This window comes from Limnospira fusiformis SAG 85.79, from assembly GCF_012516315.1.
Classification (GTDB): Bacteria; Cyanobacteriota; Cyanobacteriia; order Cyanobacteriales; family Microcoleaceae; genus Limnospira; species Limnospira fusiformis.
In genome coordinates this window covers 3,387,499-3,413,379 of record NZ_CP051185.1, presented here as the reverse complement: position 1 = coordinate 3,413,379, position 25,881 = coordinate 3,387,499, and the positions used below count along the sequence as shown (strand labels likewise).

The 25,881-nt window shown below is 44.5% G+C and carries 24 protein-coding genes and 3 pseudogenes; 13 read left to right on the top strand and 14 right to left on the bottom strand.

Features of this window, described 5'->3' with window-relative positions:
- Positions 1–72 precede the first annotated feature (72 nt).
- From HFV01_RS16070 to HFV01_RS16060, 3 genes are all read left to right on the top strand, one after another.
- Entirely contained in the window at positions 73–1,053 is a 981-nt protein-coding gene (locus HFV01_RS16070) for a diacylglycerol kinase family protein (protein WP_006626184.1), read from the top strand.
- A gap of 65 nt (positions 1,054–1,118) precedes the next feature.
- A complete protein-coding gene (locus HFV01_RS16065; protein ID WP_228116527.1) occupies positions 1,119–1,781 on the top strand; it encodes a CDP-alcohol phosphatidyltransferase family protein in 663 nt (220 codons plus the stop codon).
- 217 nt (positions 1,782–1,998) lie between these two features.
- On the top strand, positions 1,999–4,731 hold the full coding sequence (locus tag HFV01_RS16060) for a family 10 glycosylhydrolase (protein ID WP_193520205.1): 2,733 nt from the start codon (positions 1,999–2,001) through the stop codon (positions 4,729–4,731).
- Between the two features lie 134 nt (positions 4,732–4,865).
- On the opposite strand, the gene clpX is transcribed toward HFV01_RS16060, so the two are convergent.
- The 5 genes from clpX to HFV01_RS16035 form a co-directional block, all read right to left on the bottom strand.
- Entirely contained in the window at positions 4,866–6,236 is a 1,371-nt protein-coding gene (gene clpX / locus HFV01_RS16055) for an ATP-dependent protease ATP-binding subunit ClpX (RefSeq protein ID WP_006626180.1), read from the bottom strand.
- 326 nt (positions 6,237–6,562) lie between these two features.
- Positions 6,563–7,489 carry an RluA family pseudouridine synthase gene (locus tag HFV01_RS16050; RefSeq protein ID WP_006626179.1) on the bottom strand — a complete coding sequence of 309 codons (927 nt, stop codon included), beginning with the start codon at positions 7,487–7,489 and terminating at the stop codon, positions 6,563–6,565.
- 6 nt (positions 7,490–7,495) lie between these two features.
- Positions 7,496–9,448 carry a TolC family protein gene (locus HFV01_RS16045; protein WP_193520204.1) on the bottom strand — a complete coding sequence of 651 codons (1,953 nt, stop codon included), beginning with the start codon at positions 9,446–9,448 and terminating at the stop codon, positions 7,496–7,498.
- Positions 9,449–9,450: 2 nt separating this feature from the next.
- Positions 9,451–10,641, bottom strand: coding sequence for an ABC transporter permease (locus HFV01_RS16040; protein WP_193520203.1), 1,191 nt, complete (start codon positions 10,639–10,641; stop codon positions 9,451–9,453).
- A gap of 53 nt (positions 10,642–10,694) precedes the next feature.
- The gene (locus HFV01_RS16035; RefSeq protein WP_193520202.1) at positions 10,695–12,197 is read right to left on the bottom strand and encodes an efflux RND transporter periplasmic adaptor subunit; all 1,503 of its coding nucleotides are present in this window, start codon (positions 12,195–12,197) and stop codon (positions 10,695–10,697) included.
- A 341-nt stretch (positions 12,198–12,538) separates the two neighbouring features.
- Between HFV01_RS16035 and HFV01_RS16030 the strand changes: the two genes are divergently transcribed.
- The 4 genes from HFV01_RS16030 to HFV01_RS16015 all read left to right on the top strand — a co-directional run bounded on the left by HFV01_RS16030 (position 12,539) and on the right by HFV01_RS16015 (position 15,497).
- A complete protein-coding gene (locus HFV01_RS16030) occupies positions 12,539–13,372 on the top strand; it encodes a M15 family metallopeptidase (RefSeq protein ID WP_046321281.1) in 834 nt (277 codons plus the stop codon).
- A gap of 387 nt (positions 13,373–13,759) precedes the next feature.
- Positions 13,760–14,443, top strand: a complete 684-nt coding sequence (locus HFV01_RS16025) for a hypothetical protein (protein WP_006626173.1) — start codon at positions 13,760–13,762, stop codon at positions 14,441–14,443.
- 138 nt (positions 14,444–14,581) lie between these two features.
- A complete protein-coding gene (locus HFV01_RS16020; RefSeq protein WP_006626172.1) occupies positions 14,582–14,932 on the top strand; it encodes a PadR family transcriptional regulator in 351 nt (116 codons plus the stop codon).
- A 25-nt stretch (positions 14,933–14,957) separates the two neighbouring features.
- Positions 14,958–15,497 carry a cofactor assembly of complex C subunit B gene (locus HFV01_RS16015; protein WP_006626171.1) on the top strand — a complete coding sequence of 180 codons (540 nt, stop codon included), beginning with the start codon at positions 14,958–14,960 and terminating at the stop codon, positions 15,495–15,497.
- Between the two features lie 18 nt (positions 15,498–15,515).
- Here HFV01_RS16015 and HFV01_RS30810 read toward each other — a convergent pair whose 3' ends face one another.
- Positions 15,516–15,638 carry a hypothetical protein gene (locus HFV01_RS30810; protein ID WP_006626170.1) on the bottom strand — a complete coding sequence of 41 codons (123 nt, stop codon included), beginning with the start codon at positions 15,636–15,638 and terminating at the stop codon, positions 15,516–15,518.
- Positions 15,639–15,820: 182 nt separating this feature from the next.
- Entirely contained in the window at positions 15,821–16,138 is a 318-nt protein-coding gene (locus HFV01_RS16010) for a DUF3155 domain-containing protein (RefSeq protein WP_006669290.1), read from the bottom strand.
- A 398-nt stretch (positions 16,139–16,536) separates the two neighbouring features.
- Here HFV01_RS16010 and HFV01_RS16005 point away from each other — a divergent pair, with 398 nt between their 5' ends.
- The 4 genes from HFV01_RS16005 to purU all read left to right on the top strand — a co-directional run bounded on the left by HFV01_RS16005 (position 16,537) and on the right by purU (position 20,133).
- Positions 16,537–17,940 (top strand): sensor histidine kinase, encoded by a 1,404-nt coding sequence (locus HFV01_RS16005; protein ID WP_193520201.1) that lies wholly within the window; start codon positions 16,537–16,539, stop codon positions 17,938–17,940.
- A gap of 88 nt (positions 17,941–18,028) precedes the next feature.
- Entirely contained in the window at positions 18,029–18,577 is a 549-nt protein-coding gene (locus HFV01_RS16000) for an SLATT domain-containing protein (protein WP_006669288.1), read from the top strand.
- A 16-nt stretch (positions 18,578–18,593) separates the two neighbouring features.
- Positions 18,594–19,247: a hypothetical protein gene (locus tag HFV01_RS15995; RefSeq protein WP_193520200.1), complete on the top strand. Its 654-nt coding sequence runs from the start codon at positions 18,594–18,596 to the stop codon at positions 19,245–19,247.
- A 31-nt stretch (positions 19,248–19,278) separates the two neighbouring features.
- Positions 19,279–20,133: a formyltetrahydrofolate deformylase gene (purU, locus tag HFV01_RS15990; RefSeq protein ID WP_006669286.1), complete on the top strand. Its 855-nt coding sequence runs from the start codon at positions 19,279–19,281 to the stop codon at positions 20,131–20,133.
- Between the two features lie 16 nt (positions 20,134–20,149).
- On the opposite strand, the gene HFV01_RS15985 is transcribed toward purU, so the two are convergent.
- Genes HFV01_RS15985 through HFV01_RS15975 form a run of 4 tightly spaced genes read right to left on the bottom strand, consistent with a single transcriptional unit; the run spans position 20,150 to position 21,541 of the window.
- Entirely contained in the window at positions 20,150–20,368 is a 219-nt protein-coding gene (locus HFV01_RS15985; RefSeq protein ID WP_006626164.1) for an RNA-binding S4 domain-containing protein, read from the bottom strand.
- Between the two features lie 4 nt (positions 20,369–20,372).
- Positions 20,373–21,062 carry an esterase/lipase family protein gene (locus tag HFV01_RS15980; RefSeq protein ID WP_231296554.1) on the bottom strand — a complete coding sequence of 230 codons (690 nt, stop codon included), beginning with the start codon at positions 21,060–21,062 and terminating at the stop codon, positions 20,373–20,375.
- Positions 20,956–21,267, bottom strand: coding sequence for a hypothetical protein (locus HFV01_RS30805; protein ID WP_228116639.1), 312 nt, complete (start codon positions 21,265–21,267; stop codon positions 20,956–20,958). The genes HFV01_RS15980 and HFV01_RS30805 overlap by 107 nt, the downstream gene beginning before the upstream one ends.
- Before the next feature lie 40 nt (positions 21,268–21,307).
- Positions 21,308–21,541 carry a hypothetical protein gene (locus HFV01_RS15975; RefSeq protein WP_006626162.1) on the bottom strand — a complete coding sequence of 78 codons (234 nt, stop codon included), beginning with the start codon at positions 21,539–21,541 and terminating at the stop codon, positions 21,308–21,310.
- Between the two features lie 261 nt (positions 21,542–21,802).
- Here HFV01_RS15975 and HFV01_RS15970 point away from each other — a divergent pair, with 261 nt between their 5' ends.
- Complete coding sequence (locus tag HFV01_RS15970) at positions 21,803–22,678, top strand: IS630 family transposase (protein WP_046321284.1); 876 nt, start codon at positions 21,803–21,805, stop codon at positions 22,676–22,678.
- A 17-nt stretch (positions 22,679–22,695) separates the two neighbouring features.
- On the opposite strand, the pseudogene HFV01_RS15965 reads toward HFV01_RS15970, so the two are convergent.
- Both HFV01_RS15965 and HFV01_RS15960 read right to left on the bottom strand, forming a co-directional pair.
- Positions 22,696–22,866 (bottom strand): annotated as a pseudogene (locus HFV01_RS15965) (IS4 family transposase); the annotation flags it as partial.
- A gap of 201 nt (positions 22,867–23,067) precedes the next feature.
- Positions 23,068–24,058, bottom strand: a pseudogene (locus HFV01_RS15960) (IS4 family transposase); the annotation flags it as partial.
- 347 nt (positions 24,059–24,405) lie between these two features.
- Here HFV01_RS15960 and HFV01_RS15955 point away from each other — a divergent pair.
- On the top strand, positions 24,406–25,473 hold the full coding sequence (locus tag HFV01_RS15955; RefSeq protein WP_006616252.1) for a Gfo/Idh/MocA family protein: 1,068 nt from the start codon (positions 24,406–24,408) through the stop codon (positions 25,471–25,473).
- A 134-nt stretch (positions 25,474–25,607) separates the two neighbouring features.
- Here HFV01_RS15955 and HFV01_RS15950 read toward each other — a convergent pair.
- Positions 25,608–25,850: pseudogene (locus HFV01_RS15950) on the bottom strand (transposase); the annotation flags it as partial.
- Between the last annotated feature and the right edge of the window lie 31 nt (positions 25,851–25,881).

Genomic DNA, 25,881 nt, shown 5'->3' with positions numbered 1-25,881 from the left:
AAATTACTATGATAATATGATAATATATAAATTAGGCGATCGCCTTTAATTAATTCCCGGAATCATCAGAAAATGAGTTGGTCAAATCAACCCCCAAACCCCTCCCCTCAACGATTAGAGATTTTCATTAATCCCGCCAGCGGTAAAGGTAAATCCTTACAGATATTTGAGCAAATAAAACCCATTTTAGCACACCATAACACCGCCTTTAATGTCACCTGCACCCGTCATGCTGGCGACCTCCAAAACCGCGTCAAAAATATGGATTTATCCTCAATTGATGGCTTAGTAGTTGTGGGGGGAGATGGTAGCATTCATGAGGTAATTAACGGCTTAATGAACCGTCAAGACTGGGAAAAAGCCATTAAAACACCTCTGGGAATCATCCCCGCCGGTACCAGTAATGGCTTATGTAAAACCCTGCTACAAGAAGCTGGAGAAACCTATAATCATATCAATGCTACCATTGCCATCACCAGAGGCAATATTCAACCCCTGGATATCTTGGGAGTCCAACAAAGCGAAGGCGAAAGCGATCGCTTTTATTATAGCATTCTCTCCATAGCCTGGGGATTAATTGCTGCCGTCGATATCAAATCGGATAATCTGCGGTTTTTGGGTTCTTTAAAAACCGACATTTATGCACTATGGGAAATCTGGAAACTGCGTCATTATCGAGGCAAATTATCGCTAATTACTGCCGACTGTGAATCTCCCCTTATAATTGAGGATGATTATATACTGTTATGGGCGATGAATGTTCCCTGGGCGGCTTATAATCTTAATCCCGCACCTCACTCTCACCCCACAGATGGAAATATAGATGTTTTATTAGTGCGGCGTGGTATCTCTAAATTCAACTTAATTAAGGCTTTTTTATTGTGCAATAAAGGACAGCATCTAGCCATCCCAGGAATCGAATATTATAAGCTGCGAGGTTTTCACCTAGACCCCCAAGATGGAGAATTTTTAGCCATAGACGGGGAACCTATTTCCTCAGCCCCCATTAAAGTTGAAGTCCTACCCAATTTGGCGCGTGTCTTTCATCCTTAAATACCTAGCCATGTCTGAGTCAGTGTCTGATTATGATTGACTTCTGCCAACTAATGTGATACTTATTGGCTGATAACAAAACATTTATCAACCATCAAAATATGTCAGATACCGTCTACGAAAAGACCTCGGAACTTCCCGAAAATTCCATCGTTTCCCCTCAATCTCCCCTAGACAAAATCCTGCAATTTTTCACGCTCAAAATCGCCAAAGTCTTGATTAATGTGTCTTGGATAACCCCCAACGGCATCACCTGGACTTCTTTATTGATTGGCGGCGGGTTGGCAGGTTTTTTAATCTTAAAACATTACTATCTTTGGGCAGTTGTAGCCATAGTAATTAGTGGGTTACTAGACTGTTTGGATGGAGACCTAGCCCGGAGTAGGGGTATCGCTTCCGATACGGGAAACTTACTGGATAGTGTCTTAGATCGCTATGTGGATTTTTTGATAATATCAGCCCTAATCTTAGATAACCCTAGGGATAACTTAGTCGTGGGATTAATAGCACTTTTGGGAACTACAATGGTTCCCTATATCCGCGCCAAAAGTGAATCATTAGGTCGCAGCAGTATCGCTAGTATTGGTAGCCGGGCTGTGCGAACAGTTTTGATTATTGTAGGATTATTAACCGGGCAAATTTTCCCCCTACTGATAGCTTTGGCGGTAATATCTAATGTGGCGGCTATACATAGATTTGCTCACGCCCTGAACCCAGGGAACGAATAAACCCAACAACTCAATCGGGGTGAGTCTCCCAAATGGGTGGATTGATCAATTCATGGCGATCGCCTTTAGTTGTAGAATGAATCAGGATTTCTGCTCTTCCCCATTAGGGGGGATAATCGCCCTGACTTAGGGTTTCTGGGGGTGTAACTGCATAAACAACCTATCTCGATTGCGATCGGATTTTCGCTCCATACAATAACCAACTACTTAACAGCCCATGGCATCTTCCCGAAAGTACCCACTCACAGCCATTCTGACTGGTATTATAATTAATCTCTCCGCCTGGTTTCCTGGACCAGTGAAAGCCGAAACAATTTTGGGAGTAGTACGTTCCCCATTACCGACAGCAGACTGGAATAGTGTAGAAAGCCGACTACAAAGCAGTCGCATCAACTATCAAACCATTGATATAGATAATCTCAATAGCGCGGAAGCATTACGGGGACTGCGAGTATTATTTCTTCCCAATGTGGAAGTAATGACCACAGACCAAATTCGTATATTAGAACAATGGGTACAACAGGGAGGGCGCTTAATAGCCAGTGGGACAGTGGGGAACCGTTCAACTCCCTTAGCGCGTGAAAGACTAAGAACCCTAATCGGGTCTTATTGGGCTTTTCCCCTGAGTAACCCAGCCACGCCGATTTCTCAAAGCGATCGCTGTCAAGATCAGATTTGTCGTAATATAACAGAGTGGGCCGCCACAGTGAACACCAGTGGAACCGTAGCAGGTGGGGTATTAATTCCCGCCACCCAAGAAAGCTACACCGCCGGAGTTTGGCAGGGTAGCAGCGCTTCCGCCGCCGCTATTGCGACCACCCAGGCTATTTATTTAGGATGGCATTGGGGACGCGGAGATTCACCAGAAGTAGATACAGCTTGGTTACAGGCTGCTATTAATCGTTACACTGGGGCTAGCAGTCCCCCACAATCCTCTGTAGCCCGCCAAAATCACACCATACAACCAGCGCCACCCCGGCGGCTTAGTGAGTCCCCGACAACTATTCAAACCCCCCCTCAGCAGTCAAATACAGGGTCCCGGACAACTATTCAAACCCCCCCACCAGCTAATCGAGTTAGTAACCCCAACCTAGCCTCAGTCAACCCCCGTCCTTCTTTGCTGCAATTATTTACAGACCCCTCGGAACAATCAGCGCCAGCAGGGTTAGAGGTCAAACCGGGTAACGACCCCATTGATAACACTACCGCCATTTTGATGAGGGAAGAATTAGAGAATCTGTTGGGTAGGTTTGAAAATGCTGTTATAGCTTCGGCTTCTGGTAGTACCCCCATTAACTTGCAGATAGCTTCGGCTGAACCGAAAAATCCAGTGACTACAATTGCTAGACACGCCACATCTTCTATACCATCAAGGACACAAAATGCGATCGCCCTAGCCCAACAAGCGATTAAACAGTTTCCCGAATTGGTAGCGGCACAAAATTGGGTAGCTGCCAGAAGATTATGGTTAGATGCCCGTCAAAAATTGTGGGAAAATTACCCCACCGACGGAGAGCGATCGGGTGCAGAAATTCGGGCAGTTTGGCTAGATCGTGGTACAATCGTCGCGGCCAGAGGAGAAGCCGGACTCGCCCAAATATTTGACCGTTTGGCAGATGCCGGAATTAATACCGTATTTTTTGAAACTGTCAACGCCGGATATACTATCTACCCCTCGCGAGTTGCACCCTCCCAGAATCCTTTGACCGTCGGTTGGGACCCTTTAGCTGCGGCGGTGAAACTAGCAAAAGCTAGGGGTATGGAATTACACGCCTGGGTTTGGGTATTTGCGATCGCTAATCAGCGACACAATGCCCTCTTGCGACAACCTGACAGTTATTTAGGTCCTGTGTTGTCCGCTTACCCGGAATGGGCTAATTTGGATAACCAGGGTCGGACTTGGCATGAAAACGATCGCAAGGCTTACCTAGATCCAGCTAACCGGGAAGTCCGCAGTTATCTATTACGTTTGGTCGGAGAAATAGCCCACAATTATCAGGTTGATGGCATTCATCTCGACTATATCCGCTATCCTTTTCAGGATGCTAACCGAAATTTTAATTTTGGCTATGGTACAGCCTCCAGAACCCAGTTTAGAGATTTAACTGGAGTTGACCCCATTTCTCTGACTCCCCGTGATGGGGTATTATGGCAACAGTGGACACAATTTCGCTCTGATCAGGTGACATCTTTTGTCCGCGATGTCCGACAACTGTTAAGCACTAATTATCCGAATGTCATTCTCTCGGCGGCGGTGTTTCCACACCCGGAAACTGAACGCATTGCCAAAATTCAACAACATTGGGAAGTTTGGGCGCGTCAAGGATATCTTGATTTGCTAGTCCCTATGACTTATTCCCTCGATACTAATCGCCTACAGCGCATTACTCAACCTCTCACCGGACCACAACAGTTAGGGCTTACTTTAATCGCCCCCTCCGTCAAACTTTTGGATATTCCTAATGTGGTGGCGATCGACCAAATTCAAGCCCTCCGAGATTTACCTAGTGGCGGCTATTCCATTTTTGCCGTGGAAACTATTGATAGCAACTTACAGGGATTTTTGCGTCGCACTCAAAATAATGGCGGAAACCACAGCCCCATTATCCCCTATCGTCAGCCTCTCAAAGCTGCCAGCGATCGCTATTTAGCCCTCAAGCGAGAGTGGAGTTTTCTCCTCGCTAATGACCAACTCTGGATCAGGGAATCTCAACTAAACAGCTTTAGAAACCAAGCAGAGGTTTTAGCACAGGCTTTGCAAAATTTGGCTGAGTCCCCCAATCCTCAAGCCTTGAGTCGCGCTCAACGAGAATTAGCTACTTTTCAATCTCAATTTAACGGTTATATGACCCTCCATGCTAGGGAAAAACCCTACCAAGTCCAAAGTTGGCAAAATCGATTGGCTAGTTTAGATATGCTGTTACGATACGGCGCACACAGACTCAACTGATAATAGATGCGATCGCGCGGGGGGTGGGTTCCACCACTAATCACATCTAAGGGCGAGAAGATTTATCAACTCGCCCTCTGACTCTGACCACAGTAGCTATGAATCCTAACCGGACAATTTTCGGTATATTTAATTTAAGCCGATTCGTGCTGGCGTCGCCAAGCCGGATGCCAGAGAACCTCTGCAGTTGACCGTTTTTCCACCATTTCCTTAGTAATCACACAGCGGTTAACATCCTTGCGGGAGGGTAACTCATACATTACCTCTAACATTAGTTCTTCCAAAATCCCGCGCAACGCACGAGCCCCTGTTTTACGTCGGTAGGCTTCTTTAGCGATCGCAATTAAAGCATCAGGTTCAAACTCCAAAGAGACATTATCCATTTTCAGCAGTTGTTTATACTGCTTAACCAAAGCATTATGAGGCTCAGTCAAGATTTTCACCAGCGCCTCCTCATCCAGAGGTGAAATCACAGTCAGGACTGGAACCCGACCGATAAACTCAGGAATCAAGCCAAATTTCACCAAATCTTGAGGTTCCACATTTTGGAGAATTTCCGTCGTGTCCACAGATGTTTTCTGCACCTCTTCTCCTGGCTTAACACCTGGTTGAATAAAGCCCAGGGACTTTTTACCCATCCGTTGTTCAACCAGCTTATCGAGACCCACAAAAGCACCGCCGCAGATAAACAGAATCTTGCTCGTATCAATTTGGATAAAATCTTGATAGGGGTGCTTCCTTCCCCCTTGGGGTGGCACATTAACCACAGTTCCTTCTAAGATTTTCAACAGAGCTTGTTGTACCCCTTCCCCAGAAACGTCTCGGGTGATAGAGGTATTTTCACTTTTGCGGGCAATTTTATCAATTTCGTCTATATAGATAATTCCCTGCTGTGCTGCTTCGATATCAAAATCAGCTACCTGTAGCAACCGCAGTAGGATATTTTCTACATCATCTCCCACATAGCCAGCTTCTGTCAGCGTAGTAGCATCAGCCACCGCAAACGGAACATCCAGGAGTTTAGCCAGAGATTCTGCTAGGAGAGTTTTACCACATCCAGTCGGTCCCATTAGTAGAATATTCGATTTCTGTAATTCTACCTGCTCGTCGCTATAGCCTTGTGTTTCGTCAAAGTCCTGATTGCTCATGTTTCCCGCATCTACACTAAGACGCTTGTAGTGGTTGTAGACTGCCACTGATAAGACTTTTTTGGTATTGTTTTGGCCAATGACGTGCTTATCCAGGTACTGTTTGATTTCCACTGGCTTAGGAAGTTCTGTTAGGGGTGTTAGTCTCGGCTGGGAAGGAGATGGTCTAGTTTCTACACCTAGACCCGGTTGTGGTTTATTTCCAGCCCTTTCTGAAAACTCTTCTTCCAGGATTTCATTACAAAGTTCCACACACTCATCGCAGATATAGACCCCAGGGCCTGCGATTAACTTGCGAACTTGTTCCTGAGATTTGCCACAAAAAGAACACCGTAAATGGGAATCATACCTGGACATATTTAACCTTATTGTCGATAGTTTCTAGCTTTTCTGGGGGAAAAAAATCTTTAAGTAAATCTAAAGATTCAGTCATTTCGCCCCTGTTGGGTTTTCTAGCCGTGTTTTGCTCTACCTTAAACTTAACATTTAATCATGCTAGGGTGGTAGCTAATACTGTTAAAAGATGTTGCTAACTATTTGACCAGCCAACAACCAAGCTCAACAGGGATGGGTTGACAGGTGGGGTAAATTATGATATATTTCACAACCCCGATCATCTTTCATGATAACAGAGGTCAATTGAAAAAGCAACCCACCCCCGGCTCCCAGGGTCAGATTGATAATTAACGATCGCGTAAAACTTTTAATAGAGTCGTCATGGTGTGAGGTAGGGGTGCGATCGCTTCTATTAATTCCCCTGAAGTGGGATGCTGTAGCGTCAGTTTCCAGGCGTGGAGGGCTTGTCCGGGGAGGTTGACTCCCACGGAACGACCTTTTCCATAGACGCGATCGCCCACGATAGGATGACCCATGCTGGCGCTGTGAACGCGAATTTGGTGGGTGCGACCTGTCTCTAGTTCAAATTCTATCAAAGTGTAGTTTCCCAGGCGTTCCTTGACTTTCCAGTGCGTGATAGCGCTACGTCCGCCTTGGTGTTGGGGTACAATTGCCATTTTTTGGCGATCGCTTGGGTGGCGACCTATAGGCTGGTCAATGACACCGGAGGTAGTTTTCGGGACACCATAGATGATCCCTAAATATTGGCGGCGGGCGGTTTTGGCTTGAATTTGCGCTTGTAGGTGTTGGTGGGCGTGGTCAGTTTTGGCGATCGCGATCGCTCCTGTGGTATCTTTATCTAGGCGATGAACTATACCCGGACGCTGTACGCCGCCAATACCAGCTAAGGTTTCACAATGGGCTAATAGGGCGTTGACTAGCGTATCATTTTCGTGTCCTGGGGCGGGATGAACTACCAAGCCAGCCGGTTTATTTATGATGAGTAGTTCTTCATCTTCATAGAGTATATCTAGGGGGATATTAGTAGCCTTTAATTCTAACGGAATGGCTGGCGGGATTTCCACTTGAATGCGATCGCCAATTTGAACTGTAGCCTTTTTCGACGTACAGGGCGAATTATTTATCCAAACATGACCCGACGAAATTAAGGCTTGCAGACGGGACCTAGATAACTGGTGTACCCTTTCTGATAACCACTTATCCAGGCGTTGATTTTCCCCATCTTTATCTTCGCAAATTAATTCAATAACCATAGATTTTTACAAGGGAGTTTCTGTTTCCACAATAATATCCCATCTTTCTAATGTTGTGCCTAAAATTCGGTCTAATTCAGTTAACGAGTTGAGGTAGTCAATTTTGGCATTTAATTCCGCATTTTGAGCGTTGACTAAATCATCTTGAAACCGGACTAAATCGACTACAGAAGTATTACCCACACCTAGCCTAATCTTTTCTTCCTCATTATTTAGTTCCTGTCTCCTAAATTCTGTCAACTCTTGAGCCAACTCTAATTTTTGATAATTATCCCGAACATCCCGCACAGCATTGGCTACATTAATATCAATTTGTTGTCTTTCTTCTACCAAATCATTTTGGGCTTGTATTAGACTAATACGACGGCGCTCAAACTCTTGTTCTATAGTGCGATCGCCCAATTCTTTGCTAAACACAATTCCCGCCCTTAATTCCGTTCTATCTTCTACAATATTCGGTGAGGGATTATGGCGAATTCCTGTATCCAAGTCAATCTGCCATCGTCGATTATTTTCCGCTATAATTAAAGCAGTTTCTGCCTTTTCTATTTCTAGTTTAGCCTGTAAATAATCTGGTCTATTGACTAAGGCGATTTCTCGAATTTCCTGCAATTCTGGCATTTCTAGTTCATCCAAATCTATTTGGACAGCCACCGGAACAATATCTTGCTCTAAATCCAGAATATTCAATAATGCTAATTGTTGCCTTTTAAGGTTATTTTTAACATCTAAAAGGCTAATTTCATTATTTTTAACTCCGCGTTGGGCGGGAATTAACTCAATAGCCGGAAGACGACCTACATCAATTAAAAATTGAGTATTTTCTACTTGTTGTTGAGAGGAAGCCAAAGACTGCACTTGAATTTTGACCCTTTCCTGGGCTTGGATTAAATTTCGATAAGCTAAAATAACTTGGGTGATTTGGTCAATCAAAGTATTCTTGAGGTTTAAAATATTAATAGCTTCATCAAGGCGAGCAATTTTTATCGACGCTTGATTTACGGCGATTCCACTATCTCTTAAAAGGGGTTGTCGGAAGGATAATTCTAAATTCTGTCTTAATCTATTTTCCGCATTAAAGCTGCTTCCTTGTCTCTCGCCGCGACCTGTCCAGCCCATATTTAACTCTCCCCCTGTGGGAATTTTTATCACCATTTGAGCCCCTAAAACTAACCCTGATGTCATAGAAAGACTTTGTCCCCCCTGTCGAATATCTTGCCATTCAATTGATAAATTGGGGGTAAACTCTGGAGCAAATTTGTCCTCCGCTACTTGTAAATCTCGACGCTGTATAATTCTTTCTAGGTACTGGTTTTTAATGTTTCTATTATTGGAAAGAGTGAGAAAAACCACATCTGGTAGGGTTAATTTCACAGCATTATCTTGATTTTCTGGGATAAACTGGGGAATTTCTGGGGAGGGTGTACCTTCATTTGTGGGGGAGTTAATCAGGGGTTGAGATTGGCTAAATTGGGGGGGAATTTCTATGCCATCTAACCAATTATATAAGCTATTATTGACGCGGTATTCTGCTGATTTGGGGAGGGTGGCGGCAATGGTTGGTCGGGGTTGGGGGTTAGCGATCGCCTTTTGATTGCTATCTCTTTCTAACGAAGATTCTGGCGAGATAATCTGTAAATTGGGTTCAGTTGGCGAGGGTTCATTTTCTAGTTTGAAGGGAGAGAACCTGGCTATATTCCCCATAATTTGGGGGAGTTTAACCCGAGTTTTTTCTGTCCTATGATTATCTAAATTAATGCTGGGATTGGGTGACGTTTGGGGAAGGTCGGGAGGGTTTAGTAATGGCGTGTTACGGGAGGCGTTAGCTTGGGTAACTGGAGGAGTTTCTAAGCTAACAGCCAGGGTAATACATAAACCTGATGTGGCGATCGCAATTAGTAAAAATCTCAGCCACCAAAAGCGATCGCTCATTGTAGATGGTTCGGGATTTTTATCCATAATTACTGTCCCTTTAATGCTTTCACTGGGTCTAGTTTACTAGCGCGGAGCGCCGGAAAGAACGCCGCCCCTACCCCCACTAATACCGAGGAACTCAGGGCGATTATAGCAGTTTCGTGGTCAAATTCGTATGGTAAGTTAAACTGTTCTGTAACTACTATAGTCGCGCCGTGAACAGTGGCGATCGCTATAGTTCCACCCATGAAACTCAAAACCACCGCCTCTACAATAAACTGTAGCATAACATCGAGTTGTGTAGCTCCAATAGCTCGTCTTAATCCAATTTCTGGGGTACGTTCAATCACAGAAGCAATCGTCACATTAGCAATTCCCACCCCTCCCACAATTAAGGATATTGCACCTACAACTAGCAACGCTTGGGAAACTGATTCCAGGGTTTTCTGTTGTTCTAAAATATCGTTAATATTTTGCCAACCTCGATATTCTTGGGTGGGAATTCGTTGTTGTAAAAGGGCGATCGCTTGCTGTTGTATTTGATCTATTTCTTCTAGGCGTTCTACTCCCACAGTGATATTATGTAAATGACGCGCTCCCGTCGCCGCCGCGTCTAATGGTAGAGGTATCAGCAATAAACCCTGTTGACCAGACCGTGATGATATTTCTCTAGTTTCAGTAACCCCCACGATAATATAAGGTCGATTTTGAATATATACTGATTGGTTAATCGGGTCAATATTTCCAAATAATTCAGTTGCCAAAATTTCATCAACGATAACCACTGGTCGATATTGCTCAAAGTCAGTTGTATTAAAAAAACGACCTTTAATCATGCGCCTACCAGAGGTTATTTGATATTCCAAAGAAACAGCTAATTTCGATTCTGGATTAACACTGCGATCCTGAAATAAAACCGAATTAATCCACCAAGCACTTCTTTGACCAGCAATGGCAGTTACACCCGTTAACCTACTCTGCAAAAACTCTAAATCACTAAGTGTCAAACCCTGAAATTCTACTCCCCGTCTCCAAGCCGGAGATAATCTAATTACTGGCGATTCTCTGGCTGCAATTTGTTTAGCAATTACTGACTCCGAAATATTCCTAACTTGTAGAGTAGCCGTAACTGCTGCTACTCCCATAAATACCCCTACCGCTGACAGGGTAGACCGGAGAGGATTACCGATTAAGGACTGACAACTTAAACCCAATAAATTAAAGATAGATAAACTCATGGAATTATTTGATGATAATGATTAGGTATAATCCTTAATTAACGATGATAAATTTATTGAGGTTCATGGACAATAACTTTACCTGGTTCTAAGGTTTGGTTAAAGGGAGGCGAAATCACTAAATCTCCTGAATTTAAACCCGAAGTAATTTCTACCTCTATTAATCCTTCTAGCCCGAGGGTGACAGGCTGCTTTTGAGCCGTATTATTATCATCTAATACCCATACATAGCGAGAGTCTCTATCTCTTTGGATTAATTCGGTATTCAGCACCACAACATTTTCTCGTTGATTTAAGACAATTTCTACACTAACTGGACTCCCTGGAATTAAACGTCCAGTGGGTCTATCTAATTTAACAGTAGCAAAAACCGACGCTTGTCCTGAACCTGAGTCTTGATTTCCTTCCGACTGTCTGGTGGCGAGATCAACCTGGTCTACTCGTCCTATAAATACTTCAGGATTAGGCCCTATTTCCGTAATCCGGGCTAGTTGATTTTGTCTAACTTGAACAGCGTTAAGGGTTGATAATTGCAGCCTAACGATTTCCTGATTAGGGTCGCCTAATGTGATTAAATCGTGACCGCGATTCAGTCCATCTCCCGCTTTAACATTGATATTAAGTACCACTCCATTAATAGGAGATGTAATCACAAAATTTTGTAATTTCAGTGCTTCCTCTTGATATTCTATTTGTAGGCGTTCTAGTTCACTGAGGCTTTGTCTCAAAGTGGTTTTAGCCTGTCTTAGCCTAATCTCAGACTCTACCACGGGGGAAGTGTTAACTGTAGTAGAAACCGTGATTAATTCCGCTTTAGCTGATGCCAATTCCATTAAGGTAGTATTAAGGTCATGTTTGGCGTTTCTTAACGCGGTGGTTTGCTGACGAACACTTTCTTCTCCCCGTTCAATTTCTTGTTGTGCCACAAATCCTCTTTCCAGTAGTTCTCGGCTGCTGGCTAATTTTTCCTCAGCCGCCGCTAATTCTATCTCCGCCTCTTCCACTTTTTGGCGATTCCGATTAACCTGGGATTCAAGTCTCTGAATTGTTAAATCTTTGACGGCTTTTTTGGAGGCTAATTCTTGCTGATATTGTGCTTGGTCAATTTGTAACTGGCGTTGGGCGGCGGCTAGTTGTTCTTCGGCTTCGGTTACTTCTTGGCGATGGCGTTCTACAATAATTTCCTGTTTTTGGATGTCTAGCTGTTTTTTCTGTAAAATGGTTTGTTGGTTGGGGTTGCGTAAACTCATCAGTTGTTGACCCTGGGTGACGCGATCGCCTACTTGTACTAAAATATTTTCAACCGCACCATCTTCAGGAGATTTAATGCTACGCTGTCCGCCTAGTTCTAAAATTCCCCCTTCATTAATGCGGTTTTCTACATCTCCGAGTTTTACAGGAATTACCTCGGCAGAAATGGGCGCTGGTGGTCGATTTTGGATGATATCATAACCCAAAACTCCACCCACTCCGACCACAGCAAAGACGGCGGAACCCACGAGCCATTTGAGACCCCGCTGATAGGCTTGTTTGGCAGGATAATCTACAATAGACACGGTATAAAAGTTGCTATTTCAGCTAACCTATAGTAGTTGGCAATCGCTTTTGAGGTGTTTTCCAGCATCATCGATGCAACCATTAGCTCATCGATAGCCTAATTAAGATATGATAGCAAACTAACACTGTCTGCCCCAAAGAAAACCGGGTTATGTCCCCGACACACTGTAGTATATAGCAGTTAATATAGCCGTTAGGCGTCCTCTCGCGTCAGGTTAACTTGTCCACCAGGAGTAGTCTGAGGGGACTGTGTTATCAGTGGTTAAGGCTCCTACCTGCTTTTTTTGTGATTTTGTTCAACGGGATCAATATGTACAAGAACTTGGACAATGTTCCGCCCATGACCAGCGAAGATATCCCGGAAGCGATTCGAGATACTCCCAACTCCGATCATAGTACCCTTGGTAAGTCTCAGCGATCGCCAAAATTTTGGCAGTGGTTAGCCCTGGGTATAGTGGCCTTTGTAGTGGCTCTCGGCCTTAACTACCAATTTGGGATTTTGGTCGTCGATCGCACCTCTGTTAACCTGTCAGCATCAGAAACAACTGATGCTATGCAACCCCCACCAACAACTAACCCACTACCCACACCATCCGTCATCCCTAACCAAGTTTCCCAACTACCAGTTAACCTTCTGGGACATCTTCCCTATGAGGAAGCCCCCGAGAGTGAACTGAAAAATATTACCGCTGATGGTGTGATCAGGTTACGTCGCGCCGCCGCTTATGCCTTTTTGGACATGACTGATGCAGCCAGAAGAAGCGGAATTATTTTGGTTCCCATATCTGGGTTTCGGGGTTTGGAAGATCAGGAATTTTTGTTTTTTGACATCAAAGCCCAAAGGGGACAAGTCCCCAGTCAACGCGCCCAAGTAAGCGCCCCTCCTGGCTACAGTGAACATCACACCGGCTATGCTATTGATGTGGGCGATGCTAACTTTCCCGATACCGATCTGAGAGAGACTTTTGATCAAACTCCCGCTTTTAAATGGCTAGTCGATAATGCCGCTTTCTATAGTTTTGAGCTATCATTTCCCAAAGATAACCCCCTCGGGGTGAGTTATGAACCGTGGCACTGGCGTTATGTGGGCGATCGCCATAGTTTGGAAACCTTCTATAAAGCGCGGTCTATAGATGTTGCGTCTCCCTCTGACCTAGTGAACGGTGACAATTGATAATAAGTCAGCACCCCCGGCTGAAGCACGGGGGCTTCGTGCCCCCCGCTTTCAGGTAGCTGACCAGCTTAAGCCTTAACTGGCTACGTTCAGAGCAAGAGTTAAAGTTCCTACCCTGGAATGCGTGCTAGTTCCAGGCTCATGAACCGAATCGTTAAACATCTCTAAGGGGTTAAGGACGTGCGATTTGGATAGTACCGACTCTGAACATTGGCGAAGCAAACATTACCCCGCAAGGGAGTCGGAGCCAACCATAGCTCCATGGAGGGGCAACCATACCCCTCCACCCCGCAAGGGGGTGCTGGCGGCGGTCAGCCGCTTGAGTCGGTTTTCCTCTCCGTGATCAATCACGGAGCTTCCAACCCTCCCAGGAGTTTTACGTGATAAATGCGGGATACTTCTTTAAATCTGATTGCGATTACTATTTTTACCCTGACTTTAACTACCCTGGTAGCGCCTCTGTTTCATATATCCGCCGCCGTCCCAGCCGGAATGGTGTTTGTATTATTGGGATTGGCTACTCTGGATACTTTTAGCCTACAGGGTCAAGGCTCCACTATTTTAGTGGATTGGTTCGCCGGTTCTTCTGGTTCCCGGCGCGATCGCATTGTCCACCACGAAGCTGGTCACTTTTTAATGGCTTATTTGTTGGGTGTTCCCGTGGAAGGATATGCGCTGACCGCTTGGGAAGCCTTTAGACAAGGACAAAAAGCCCAAGGAGGAGTCCGCTTTAATGATGTCGAGTTGATGGAACAACTTGACCATGGCGTGATTTCCTCAGAAGCGATCGATAAATACTGTAAGGTTTGGATGGCGGGTATCGCCGCCGAAATTTTGGTTTATGATCAGGCTCTGGGGGGACTTTCCGATCGCCAAAATATTAGGCGCTTATGGACTCAATTAGGGCGCTCACCTCAAGATGCTGAAATTAAGGAACGCTGGGCTATCTTACAGGCTAAAACTTTGCTCAAGCAAAACTGGTCAGCATTAGAAGCCTTGGCGGCTGCTATGGCTGAGGGTGCTTCTGTGGCTGAGTGTTATCAGTTAATTGGCGATCGCAAAGCCAGTTAGTCAAAATATCCTCAAATAGTGATTTCATTGACCAAACGCTGGTTAACAAACGCGATAAATTAGATGTCAAAAGTCAATGGACACCCCTTGCTGTTTTCATAAACAGGTAAGGATAAGGATGTGGAGTGGGACAGGCTGATGACCTTTGAGGATATCTATCGATTTTTTCAAGACCCGCCGCCGATTTATCTCAATCGGGAGTTAGCGGTTTGCTATGTCTTATCGGTCTTTTTGGGTGAGGACTCCTATGGAACTGAGTTGATTAAACGCTTGGAGCAAGAATATAGGATCTATCGTCTCTCAGATACCGTTCTCTATAGCGCTTTGAAGTTTTTGGAACGGGAGGGAACTATTAGCGGATATTGGCAAAAAGTTGACGGTCGAGGAAGACCCCGCCGAATGTACCAAGTTTTACCCGAGTGTCGTCCCCTAGCAGGAGAACTGGCTCAACTTTGGTATGACTACACCAATAGCCGTAAAATAATATAGTGTCCGCTAGTCGTTCCCGAAATTTATGACCATTCCTGTTATTCCATCCACCTTTTTTCTGACCCTGTTATTGGCTGTCGGTCTGTTTTTCTTTATCAAGGCTTCGGTTAAGGAGCGAACTGAGCAGCAAACTATCTGTGTCCCCCAAGACGCGGACACTCTCCTAGAGCAAATTCAGAATTATTTTCACTCGCGAGCCTACCGTGCGATCGCTATTGATCGCCAGGAAAATTCTATCACCTATGAAGGCTTAGTCCGCCCCAGTTGGTTCATGGCCATTTTTCTCACCCTGTTAACCGCTATTGGTAGCCTGTGTTTGGGTTTGGTGTTGTCAATGGCTATCCCCGCTTCTGGCTATGGTTTTCTCGCCCTGGTGCTGTTTTCTCCTCTCGCTGGCTTTTTTTATTGGCAAAAGGCCAAGCGACCAGAGCAGGTGTTCCTACAACTGGAAGCCGTTAGAAGTTCTGAGAGCAGAACCGAGAGTCTGATTCGGGTTACAGCCCATAGAGATGAACTGGCTACCTTAAAACAAGCTCTCGCTTCTAAGCAATCAGAGAACATTTAAGGCTAATAGCAACCCGCTCTAACTTTTGGCATCAATTCCCCTAGCACGACCAGTAATTGGCCGCCTAGCTTCTCCCCCTCTCCCCAAGCCAACGGGGACGCTCCCCAATTCAGGAACGATTAAATCAGAGAGGGTTCTCATACCTAGTCCTCGGCATCTTCCTCCCGTTAACTTCTGGTATAACGGGAGACTCCTGCCGACATTAAGTTAATCCGATGACAAACCAATGTCTGGTTAATCTCCCTGTTCGGAACAGTTTGATCTCCCCAAATATGGCGGAATCCTGACAAAAAAAATGATGTTGTCAGTTACAACATCCACAATTAAACTCTCGCGGTTGTCGTCACCAGGTTATTGTTTTTTTCAGCAATATGCTTTAGGCTGGGGAACAAAAAATGGTTTTCTTCGACATACTGAGCACCAAATAGACCTTTTTCCGCCCAAAAATAGCGATCGGTCGTGTGTTCGTTTCTTTTGACCAGCAGCAAAGCCGGCGGAATTATGCCCTCAGAGTGAATATACTTGCGGGCTGCAGTTACCGGTTTATCTTCGCCACTGGAAATGCTATATTGAGGCACGCACTCAAGAATGCGCCGTCCTTCTTGTCTGCGACGGCTCTTGCGCTTACGTCTTCTAGCCAATTTCTTTACCTCCTCTTTGAGCAGATGGGTGTAAATCTAGCTACCAAATACGAGTGAATTATATATCTTCTGGCCAGAAATTTCAATAGATTTTAATACATTGATACAAATAAAAAATAATCGCCCAGTTTTGGGAACTCAAGGGATTATCCCTAGATGGTTTGACCCCCAAGTTGAGTTGATTAGGGTCCCATTCCTCAAAAGGCAAAAGTGGACAGCCATGGCCTGTGAAATCCAGACTACTATATAATCGGGATAGCGCCGTTGAGATCAAGTTTGATGGTTTCTGGGTCGAGTTAGTTTACCATACCACGGGGCAAATTAGTTATCCCCTGGTAGGGAGGGATCTCGTTGTGAGGGCTAAAGGGTATCAAATTAATTGTTAATAAACCTTGCTCATGGCTACCAGTTCGGAATTTATCACCCTTTGTCAAGCTCAAGTTTCCCTAATCACGGGTTGGGGAGCCTCTTTAAGTGTGGTATATCTGGCGGAAGATTGGGCGGCGGGTCAGCCAGGAAAACTGATCCCGATCGCTGCTTATCCAGAAATACCTCGGTCATGGTCTGATGATCAAGTTCTGCTCCAACTACCCCAGTGGGATTTTACCTGGTCTGTGAAACCTAGTCTCCTCCCCAGGTTAGCTCCCCCATCAGAAAATATTGCGAGGACAGAGACAGAAGAAGTGGAATCATTCGGGGACCAACCCCCAGAGTCGGACTGGCAAAATGTTGATTCTCCTCAAAAACAGGTCCTCCCCCTAATTCACGATCGCATGGTGATGGGTTTTTTGGTGACAGGTCGCGATGACCGACCCTGGAATTCCCAGGAACAGCGACAACTGAGAGCGATCGCTCATACTCTTACTACTGCGTGTATTTTGGATCGACGTTCTCAATGGCTACAACAGGAAGTTAGACAACAATATCAGCTACAAAGCCAAGAATACCAAACTCTACAGGGGTTATTGCATCAGCTAAAAAGTCCCCTGACTGCTTTGCGGACCTTTGGGAAACTTTTGCTAAAGCGCCTCAGTCCCGATGACCGTAACTATAAACTCGCTGATAATATCCTCAGCCAAAGCGATCGCATTGAGGAACTACTCCAACAGGTCGATCGCACTGCGGAAAGAGGAGAAAATCTCCTCAGTCTCCCCTTTTCCTCCATTGGAGATAGCCAAACAGCTACAGTAGAATATGTAAACACTAGCCGCGAACCTCCGACACCAGTGGCTAAGTCCCCGGTTTTGCTACCTGCTACTGATATTATTGAACCGATTAAGGTTCAGGAGATTATTAACCCCCTATGGACGGCCACTTGTGCGATCGCCGATGAACGACAACTTATATGTATTGCGGAAATTCCCCCAAAAGTCCCTACAGTGAGAGGAAATGCTAAGGCGCTGCGGGAGGTGATTAGCAATCTTTTGGATAATGCACTTAAATATACTCCCCCCGGCGGCGAGATTTATCTGAAAGTGGCCCAGAATTATGCGATCGACCATTGGCCGGCTCCCGGTGTGGCTATTGCTATCAGTGACACCGGACCGGGAATTCCACCAGGCGATCGCGATCGTCTATTTGAAAGAGGATATCGGGGTATTCAGGCTCAAGGGAATATCCCTGGTACTGGCCTGGGTTTGGCGATCGTCCAAGATTTACTCAAGCCAATGCAAGGGGAAATAATGGTCTATTCTCCCTGTCTTCCTGAATGGCTACCCCAGGGAGTCACTCCCAAAACTGAAGCCGGAACAACTTTTATGATCGGCTTACCCGTCACTTCCGGTCGCGCTCCTGTTTCATAGCCTCACATAATATCGTATAATTTTTGAGCGCAGTTACCACCTGAAACATCAACCCCACTGCTAGAAAAATACTAGGGACATCTATAGTATGAATGAATTGGTTAAACGAGAGGATATTCTCGCTAGAGCCGAAGATAGAAGAAATTTATGTAGAATTATGTCTTGGGCGCATCTTTATGTGTCAGTTCGTTGGTCTCACACTAATTTATATATCGGTATTCCCAGCACCGTTTTAGCCGCTGCCGCTAGTGTCCAAGCGATCGCCGATTTGCAAGCGGAAGATGGCGCAAGCTATGGATTATATATTGTATTTTCAATTATGGTGGCGAGTTTGGCTCCTTTATTGACTTTTCTCAATCCTATGGATAGGGCTACTAACCACTTATCCGCTTCTCGTGTCTATGAACAAATGGGAGATGCTTATGATAAATTCTTGCTTTATTGTCTCGTTAATCCCCAGGATCTGATTGTTGAACTGGAAAAATTAGTATCCTTAAATGAGCAGTATAATGAACTTAAAAAACCTCTACCAATTACCCCAGAATGGGCTTATCAAAAATCTCTCAAACAGTCTAAAGAGAAAAATTTGATCGCCACTTTAGCAGATAATTATAATGATAAATCCAAGATAAAATAAACCAAAATGCCCAGCAATGACACCTGATTTAGAAGGTTTAGAAATTAGCCGAGGAGAACTGAAACACCTCAGCGGACTAGGTATCAACCGAGTCTACCGACCTGCTACTTTCAAAAAGTTGTTGCAGGAGGGATTAAAAACTTTGCTGGCTATGGGTTTAGTCTTACTCAGTTATGGGATACTAATTGGGATTTTTCCAGCCTATCAAACGGTTTTGGTAGTCATTCATGCGATCGCCTGTTTCGGCTTAATTATTGATGAGACCCTCAAAATTATCACGACTTGGCGACATAAATCTTTAATAGCTATTTGGATGCAAGTGGAGCGATATAATAGAATTATTCATGCGATCGCTTTTTGTGATCAACTGGAAAATGCCGGAAATCCTACCGCTAAAGTCCCTGACCGTTCCCAAATTCTTAGCGCCTTGAAAATGATTAGGAAAGAATTAGTTAGAACCCTCAATACAGAGGTCATGATTCGCCGGAATCGTTGCTTAATTAAAGAATCCTCCCATCTGTTTCCCTGTGATGTTTCTAATTTGACTATACCTCAATGGCAAGATTCTACTACCCCGGAGCATAAAATTTTAGCAGAAGCCTGGGATATTGCGATCGCTGTGGAAGCTATAGTGATCAAATCTGTGAAGCTACGAGACAAGTATCTTTAACATTAACCATCAAACCAACAGCCAAATTAAGATGAAATCACCTACTGCTACTTTACTGGTTTTCTGTCCTGACCGTCGTGGACTGGTGGCTAAAATTGCCAATTTTATCTACTCTAATGGTGGCAATATTATTCACGCTGATCAACATACTGATGCTTCAGCCCAATTATTTTTAACTAGGATTGAATGGGAATTAAAAGACTTTAATTTGCCCAGAGATGTGATTGCGCCGGCTTTTAGTGCGATCGCCAAACCTTTAGAGGCTAATTGGCAACTACATTTTTCCGATACTATTCCCCGAATTGCCATCTGGGTGACTAAGCAAGACCATTGTTTATTAGACCTGTTATGGCGATGGCAAGCTAAAGAAATGCCGGCGGAAATTCCCCTAATTATTAGTAATCATCCCGACCTTAAACCTATTGCGGATCAGTTGGCGATCGCCTTTCATCATATCCCCATTACTCCCGACAACAAAAACGAGCAAGAAACCCAGCAGTTGGAGTTATTAAGACAACACAAAATAGATTTAGTAGTTTTAGCTAAATATATGCAAATTCTCAGCCCTCAATTTGTTAGTAGTTTCCCTTCAATCATTAATATTCATCACTCTTTTTTACCTGCTTTTCCGGGAGCTAATCCCTATCAGCGCGCCTATGATCGCGGCGTTAAAATTATCGGTGCCACCGCCCATTATGTCACCGCCGATCTCGATGAAGGACCTATAATAGAACAAGATGTTGTTCGTGTCAGCCACCGAGATACAGTTGCTGACTTGGTTCGCAAAGGAAAAGATTTAGAACGATTAGTCTTATCTCGCGCTGTCCGTCTTCACCTCCAACATCGTGTTTTAGCCTATGGTAATCGCACCGTAGTTTTTGCTTAAAATTAGCCGAATTGGGTCAGATTTTATCTGGTATGGTAACTGGGAAAGTTTCCCCGTTAAAAGTTACGCGATCGCCTTCTATTAATTTCCGTCCCCGTCTAGTTTCTATTTGTCCATTAACCATCACATAACCCGACTGAATAAAAGCCTTAGCCTGTCCGCCACTTTCCACTAACCCCGACAGTTTCAAAAACTTATCTAGTTTGATGTTTTGTTCTGTAACTTTCACCACCATTTCCTCAATTTAATTGATCAATCCACTCAGGAATTACCTCAATAGAACCATACCACTTTCCTGGGGAACTGGGGGAATGCCAAACATTATCTAACGTGATATTTTCTGCCCCTTCTAAATGGGCAGCCTCAACAGGTGTAATGCCATCACCCCAAGTATTTCCCACCCCCACAGTGATTTTATAGCTATTATAAGCTAGTATTTGTCCTCGCTTACGTCCCCCCATAATCGCTTTACCAGCGATACAAACATAGCGGATATCTTCATAGAATGCACCGGGATAATTAAACTTAACAAAATCTAAATTTTTGCGAGTCCATTGTTCCCGACTCATATGGGGAGTTCCCAAGGTGATGAGACTCTTTATATATGGTCGCGCATTCCACAAACCCTGAGTATCTTCATTAACATCATTATGAATAGTATAGGGTTTTTCTCCCATATAAATTCTGGCAATCCAACCCCCAGCCGAATGACCAATTAAGTTAACTTGATCAGAATTATACTGAAGCCGAGTTTGCTGTACTGTCGTATTAATTTTACGCAAAATCGGTACCATTGATCTGCCTCCCACTGTCGGCAACCAATCAAGTTTTTTGATGGGAACAATAAGGGTCGGTATCCCTTCCTTTTCCAGAGATTGTGCTAACTCCTGATAGTCTTTGAATGAGGCAAAATAGCCGGGAATAATCACAGTAGGTCTGGGCATTTTTCAGAAATTTAATCCTTTTGAGTCCGTTTAGCCGTTGGCAAATCTTGGCGATCGCCTCCAAGACTTCAATCAAATGATACAATGAAGCGTTTACCCTTGTCGTTTTGTGCGAGTACAGATTGGTGTCAAGGGATTTAATGCGATCGCTTTTTTGTCCTAGGTGGGAATTTGTACTTATTTTGTCCATTTTCCCAGTAGGCTGTCATCCATTGGGCCAGTATGATAACTTACTCATTGCTTTCTGCTCTGGGACGGTTAATTCGGCTAGTGCGATCGCTTAATTCTGTTGGGTACTGCCTATATTGATTTAGGATTGTGTCAATCAGCTTCATTAGTTCGTTGTCTCTGGAGTTAACCTCTGATATCAGTTTCTGGTTTTGCTTCATTAACTGCCAGACTAAAAAAACTGTAATGCCATCAGTTCCCAGTTTGACTATATCTGGTAATACATTAGAGTCCATTGTTGTTGATTTCGTTGTCTCTTAAATGAAGTCCATGATCATCAGTTGTTTTAGTTAAATATTTTTCAATATGTCTGAAAACCAGCCAGATTATTTTTCTCTCTTCTCTAGTCTCTTTTCTTATTGAAGCTGCTAATCTATTGATGTCTTCTGTATTTTGTTTAACAGTTGTGTGTAGTTCAGAATATTTAGCGGATATAGCACCAGACAGGAAAGTTAGGACGTATAATGGAGAGGACGAGATGACTAAGAAGAACAAAAATGCCAGCCCCCTATAGTTACGACCTCAGACAAAAAGTTATTGATGCAATTGCACTAGACGGTATGCCCAAAACAGAAGCCAGTCAAGTTTTCCATGTCAGCCGGAACACCATTAATCTCTGGCTGCAAAGAAAAGCACAGACCGGAGACTTCCTCCCTAAACCTAATCACCCACCTGGCAATAACCACAAAATTACCGACTGGCATAAATTCAAGGCTTTTGCCCAAGAGCATGGCGATCAAACCTCCGCTCAAATGGCTGAACTTTGGGATGACGACATCTCTCCTCGCACCATATCCAGAGCCTTGAAGAAAATTGGCTTCACCAGAAAAAAAACTTACGGCTACCAAGAACGTTGGAAGCAACAGCGAGAGGAGTTTATTGCTCAGATTGAACATATGGAGCCACAAGAAGTGGTCTACCTCGATGAAGCCGGCATGAATAGTCAGGACTCGGATTACCCTTATGGTTACTGCGAGGAAGGAAAACGCTTCCATGCCCTCAAATCAGGGAAGAGGCAGGGCAGGGTGAGCTATATAGCCGCATGGTGTCATCAACAACTCTTAGCCCCCTTTAGCTTTGAGGGTTGTTGTAATCGGACAGTGTTTGAGTTGTGGTTGGAGTTTATCTTAATTCCAACACTGAAGCCAGGTCAGACTCTAGTGCTAGACAATGCAACGTTTCATAAAGGGGGACGGATTCCTGAGCTAGTGGAGGCGGCTCAATGCCGTTGGCTCTATCTACCACCTTATTCGCCAGACCTCAACAAGATAGAGAAATGTTGGTCGTGGTTGAAAGCCCGCATTCGCCATTGTATTGAGCAGTTTGATTCTCTCCATGATGCCATGGATTCCGTTCTCAAAGCTGCGTCCTAACCACCTTGACTAATGCTATAATTTGAGGAAATTTGCACAGGATTTGCGAAGACCGTCGCCAATTCCGCCAGATTGACCGTCTTGGCTTGAAACAGCGCCATCAGGAACAGGCAGACAAAGTTTCATCTCGCCCCGTGCCAGGGCAAGTGAGGGCGCAAAGTGTCTCGTAATCGGTTAAGCTCGTTCATGAGAGGGAAGTTTGGTTTGCGGTAATTCCGATCTAACCCTCTCACCCTAACTTGGCGCTACCCCCCCCCACCCCTCGACTTTCGCCTCAGCCCGGAGCGCCCCCTTCAGCATTTTCGGCTAGATTCCCTTTTGGCTAAGACTTTCAGCTTTTTTGTCCTGTACTGAGGTGGCAACCCTATTTCATGCCTGAACGTCTCGCACAAGTGGTTATATTTAAACTTATGACCTCTTTGTGTCGCCAGCCAATAAGCGAAAGTAATTCACAAAAATAAGGCGAAAAATCGGGTTGAATCCACCCGAGTATATTCCATGTTATCGCCCACACTTTTACAATCTCTAAACATCATTTCGATACCCCATCGCGCTTGATAAATTTGCTTAACCAGCTGGGGATTGTCAAGTTTGGTTAGTAAATACCACGTTTCTTTTACCTTTTTTCCAGGATGATTTTTTTGCCCATAAACTCCTAGGTTAAATCCCTGAATAGGTTCATATTTTTGAAAGGTTACATTTTTTAAAAAGGAGGATTTGCAAAATTTACATTCCTGGGCTTTTAAAGACTTGCATGGATGGTTTTATGTGGCTACAAAAGCGCTCTTTTGATGGCGAAATACAACGTTTACCCCTCTGGCTATTAGCCAGTCTGCTAGTTGGGCGCTATGAAATTCGCGCGTCTCCTATTACCACAACCGGATAAGGTTTTAAAAGAGCTAGTACTGGCCCTAATACTCGTTTCTGTTCCCGAAAAGAACTACTGCCCAACTTGAAGAGTAGCTCCCCATATATTGGTAAAGCATGATTTCCCAAAATTATCGTGACCATCAGGAGATTCCGGTCTCTCCATTGAGTGCTCTCGATAGCAACCGCTACATAGTTTTTTGTTTTCAAACTTAATCTTGAGCGCTTTCTCCTTTGTTCTCTATTTAAATGTTTTTCTCGAAATTCAGATTTTAAAGCGGCCTTGATTATCGTAAACCACAGCAATTTAGCCGAAAGTTGGGGGAGTTTTAGAAATCGCTGGATATTTCGGATTCGACTCTTGTATTGAATGGGTTGGGGAAATAAGTTTGCGAGCGTTGATAATCTGACTTGCCGATAACTTTGAAGCATCATAACGAAGAGTTCTAAGGTCTGTGCTTGACTCTCGCTCAAATGGATTCGTAATAGTTTCTGGTATAATGTCTTTAGCATTTTTGGTCAGGGTAGCTCCAAGGGCCACCCGCTTTTTGACGACCTCTCCATTATCTCAAACAATTGCCCCATCTGGGTTTTCCCTCCGTTGTCACCCTCTCAGGCTTGAGGGTCTCGAGTTAGACATCCCACCCGATAGCAGTTGAATTTCCATAATGAGAATTACTGGTTTCTTTAGAGAAATTCTGTACAAAATCTGATGCTGTGATAGTATCTGGGTGGATTTGTCCGAGTACGGGCGGGTTCTCCAATCATCCTCTATCTTGACCAGATTATTGGTGAACCTGCCCCTACGGCTTAATTGTCTTTTGTGTGTGGTGGAGAAGATTCCAGGAGTGCTCAATAGGATGTCAACAGGATATTCAAGCATTAGTGTAGGGCGAGGTCAACTAGACCCTCTACGGATTGGGGTAATTGGTGTTGGCAATATGGGACAGCATCACACGCGGGTTCTCAGTTTGCTGAAGGATGTACAACTGGTGGGAGTTTCCGATGTTAATGTGGAACGGGGACTCGACACAGCCAGTAAATACCAGGTTCGCTTTTTTGAAGATTATCGGGATTTGTTGGAATATGTGGATGCGGTTTGTGTGGCGGTTCCCACCCGTCTACATCACTCGGTAGGAATGACTTGCCTCAAGGCCGGAGTTCATGTGTTGATTGAAAAACCCATCGCTGCTAGTATTTCCGAAGCAGAGTCTTTAGTCAATGCAGCCGCAGAATATCAGCGCATCCTGCAGGTCGGACATATTGAAAGGTTTAATCCGGCTTTTGCTGAACTTGGTAAAGTCTTGAAAACTGAGGAAGTTTTGGCTTTAGAAGCACATCGCATGAGTCCATACTCCCACCGGGCTAATGATGTGTCGGTGGTGCTGGATTTAATGATTCATGATATCGACTTGTTAATGGATTTAGTCCCCGCCCCGGTGGTGAAGTTAACTGCTAGTGGCAGTCGTGCTTCAAATTCGGGTTATCTTGATTATGTGACGGCTACTTTGGGTTTTGGTAATGGCATTATTGCCACTCTCATCGCTAGTAAAGTCACCCACAGGAAATTGCGATCTATTGTAGCTCATTGTAAAAATTCCCTCACGGAAGCAGATTTCCTTAATAATGAGATTTTAATACACCGCCAAACTACGGCGGATTATGTGACTGACTATGGCCAGATTCTCTATCGTCAGGATGGATTAATTGAAAAAGTCCACACTAGCAATATTGAACCTCTCCATGCGGAATTAGAGCATTTTGTCAGTTGCGTTCATGGTGGAAATCAGCCGTCAGTAGGGGGAGAACAAGCCTTAAAAGCCTTGCGATTGGCAAGTTTGATTGAACAAATGGCTTTGGATGGTCAGGTCTGGTCGGCGAGAGAACTACCATATCCTATCAACTCCCCGACGGTTCAAGTCGGTTGATAGCTGATATCCTCGAAGATGCTCTCCCCTGGGAAACAGACCCACCGAGTGGCTCTCTCTCGGTCTCCCAGAGGGAGCCTTAAAAGTCTCTTGACCGCGAGGGCAGTTTAGATGTATAGCATTAGTCAAGGTAGTTAGGACGCAGCTTGGAGAACGGAATCCATGGCATCATGGAGAGAATCAAACTGCTCAATACAATGGCGAATGCGGGCTTTCAACCACGACCAACATTTCTCTATCTTGTTGAGGTCTGGCGAATAAGGTGGTAGATAGAGCAAACGGCATTGAGCCGCCTCCACTAGCTCAGGAATCCGCCCCCCTTTATGAAACGTTGCATTGTCCAATACTAGAGTCTGACCTGGCTTCAATGCTGGAATTATAGCACAAGATAGAACAGTTAGGACGTAT

Bases quoted from the DNA above. Each gene is read 5' to 3' on its own strand.
- HFV01_RS16070 (WP_006626184.1), top strand. From the start codon at position 73: ATGAGTTGGTCAAATCAACCCCCAAACCCCTCCCCTCAACGATTAGAG.
- HFV01_RS16060 (WP_193520205.1), top strand. From the start codon at position 1,999: ATGGCATCTTCCCGAAAGTACCCACTCACAGCCATTCTGACTGGTATT.
- clpX (WP_006626180.1), bottom strand. From the start codon at position 6,236: ATGTCCAGGTATGATTCCCATTTACGGTGTTCTTTTTGTGGCAAATCT.
- HFV01_RS16050 (WP_006626179.1), bottom strand. From the start codon at position 7,489: ATGGTTATTGAATTAATTTGCGAAGATAAAGATGGGGAAAATCAACGC.
- HFV01_RS16045 (WP_193520204.1), bottom strand. From the start codon at position 9,448: ATGGATAAAAATCCCGAACCATCTACAATGAGCGATCGCTTTTGGTGG.
- HFV01_RS16040 (WP_193520203.1), bottom strand. From the start codon at position 10,641: ATGAGTTTATCTATCTTTAATTTATTGGGTTTAAGTTGTCAGTCCTTA.
- HFV01_RS16030 (WP_046321281.1), top strand. From the start codon at position 12,539: ATGACCAGCGAAGATATCCCGGAAGCGATTCGAGATACTCCCAACTCC.
- HFV01_RS16025 (WP_006626173.1), top strand. From the start codon at position 13,760: ATGCGGGATACTTCTTTAAATCTGATTGCGATTACTATTTTTACCCTG.
- HFV01_RS16020 (WP_006626172.1), top strand. From the start codon at position 14,582: ATGACCTTTGAGGATATCTATCGATTTTTTCAAGACCCGCCGCCGATT.
- HFV01_RS16015 (WP_006626171.1), top strand. From the start codon at position 14,958: ATGACCATTCCTGTTATTCCATCCACCTTTTTTCTGACCCTGTTATTG.
- HFV01_RS30810 (WP_006626170.1), bottom strand. From the start codon at position 15,638: ATGAGAACCCTCTCTGATTTAATCGTTCCTGAATTGGGGAGCGTCCCC.
- HFV01_RS16005 (WP_193520201.1), top strand. From the start codon at position 16,537: ATGGCTACCAGTTCGGAATTTATCACCCTTTGTCAAGCTCAAGTTTCC.
- HFV01_RS16000 (WP_006669288.1), top strand. From the start codon at position 18,029: ATGAATGAATTGGTTAAACGAGAGGATATTCTCGCTAGAGCCGAAGAT.
- HFV01_RS15995 (WP_193520200.1), top strand. From the start codon at position 18,594: ATGACACCTGATTTAGAAGGTTTAGAAATTAGCCGAGGAGAACTGAAA.
- purU (WP_006669286.1), top strand. From the start codon at position 19,279: ATGAAATCACCTACTGCTACTTTACTGGTTTTCTGTCCTGACCGTCGT.
- HFV01_RS15985 (WP_006626164.1), bottom strand. From the start codon at position 20,368: ATGGTGGTGAAAGTTACAGAACAAAACATCAAACTAGATAAGTTTTTG.
- HFV01_RS30805 (WP_228116639.1), bottom strand. From the start codon at position 21,267: ATGGACAAAATAAGTACAAATTCCCACCTAGGACAAAAAAGCGATCGC.
- HFV01_RS15975 (WP_006626162.1), bottom strand. From the start codon at position 21,541: ATGGACTCTAATGTATTACCAGATATAGTCAAACTGGGAACTGATGGC.
- HFV01_RS15970 (WP_046321284.1), top strand. From the start codon at position 21,803: ATGCCAGCCCCCTATAGTTACGACCTCAGACAAAAAGTTATTGATGCA.
- HFV01_RS15955 (WP_006616252.1), top strand. From the start codon at position 24,406: ATGTCAACAGGATATTCAAGCATTAGTGTAGGGCGAGGTCAACTAGAC.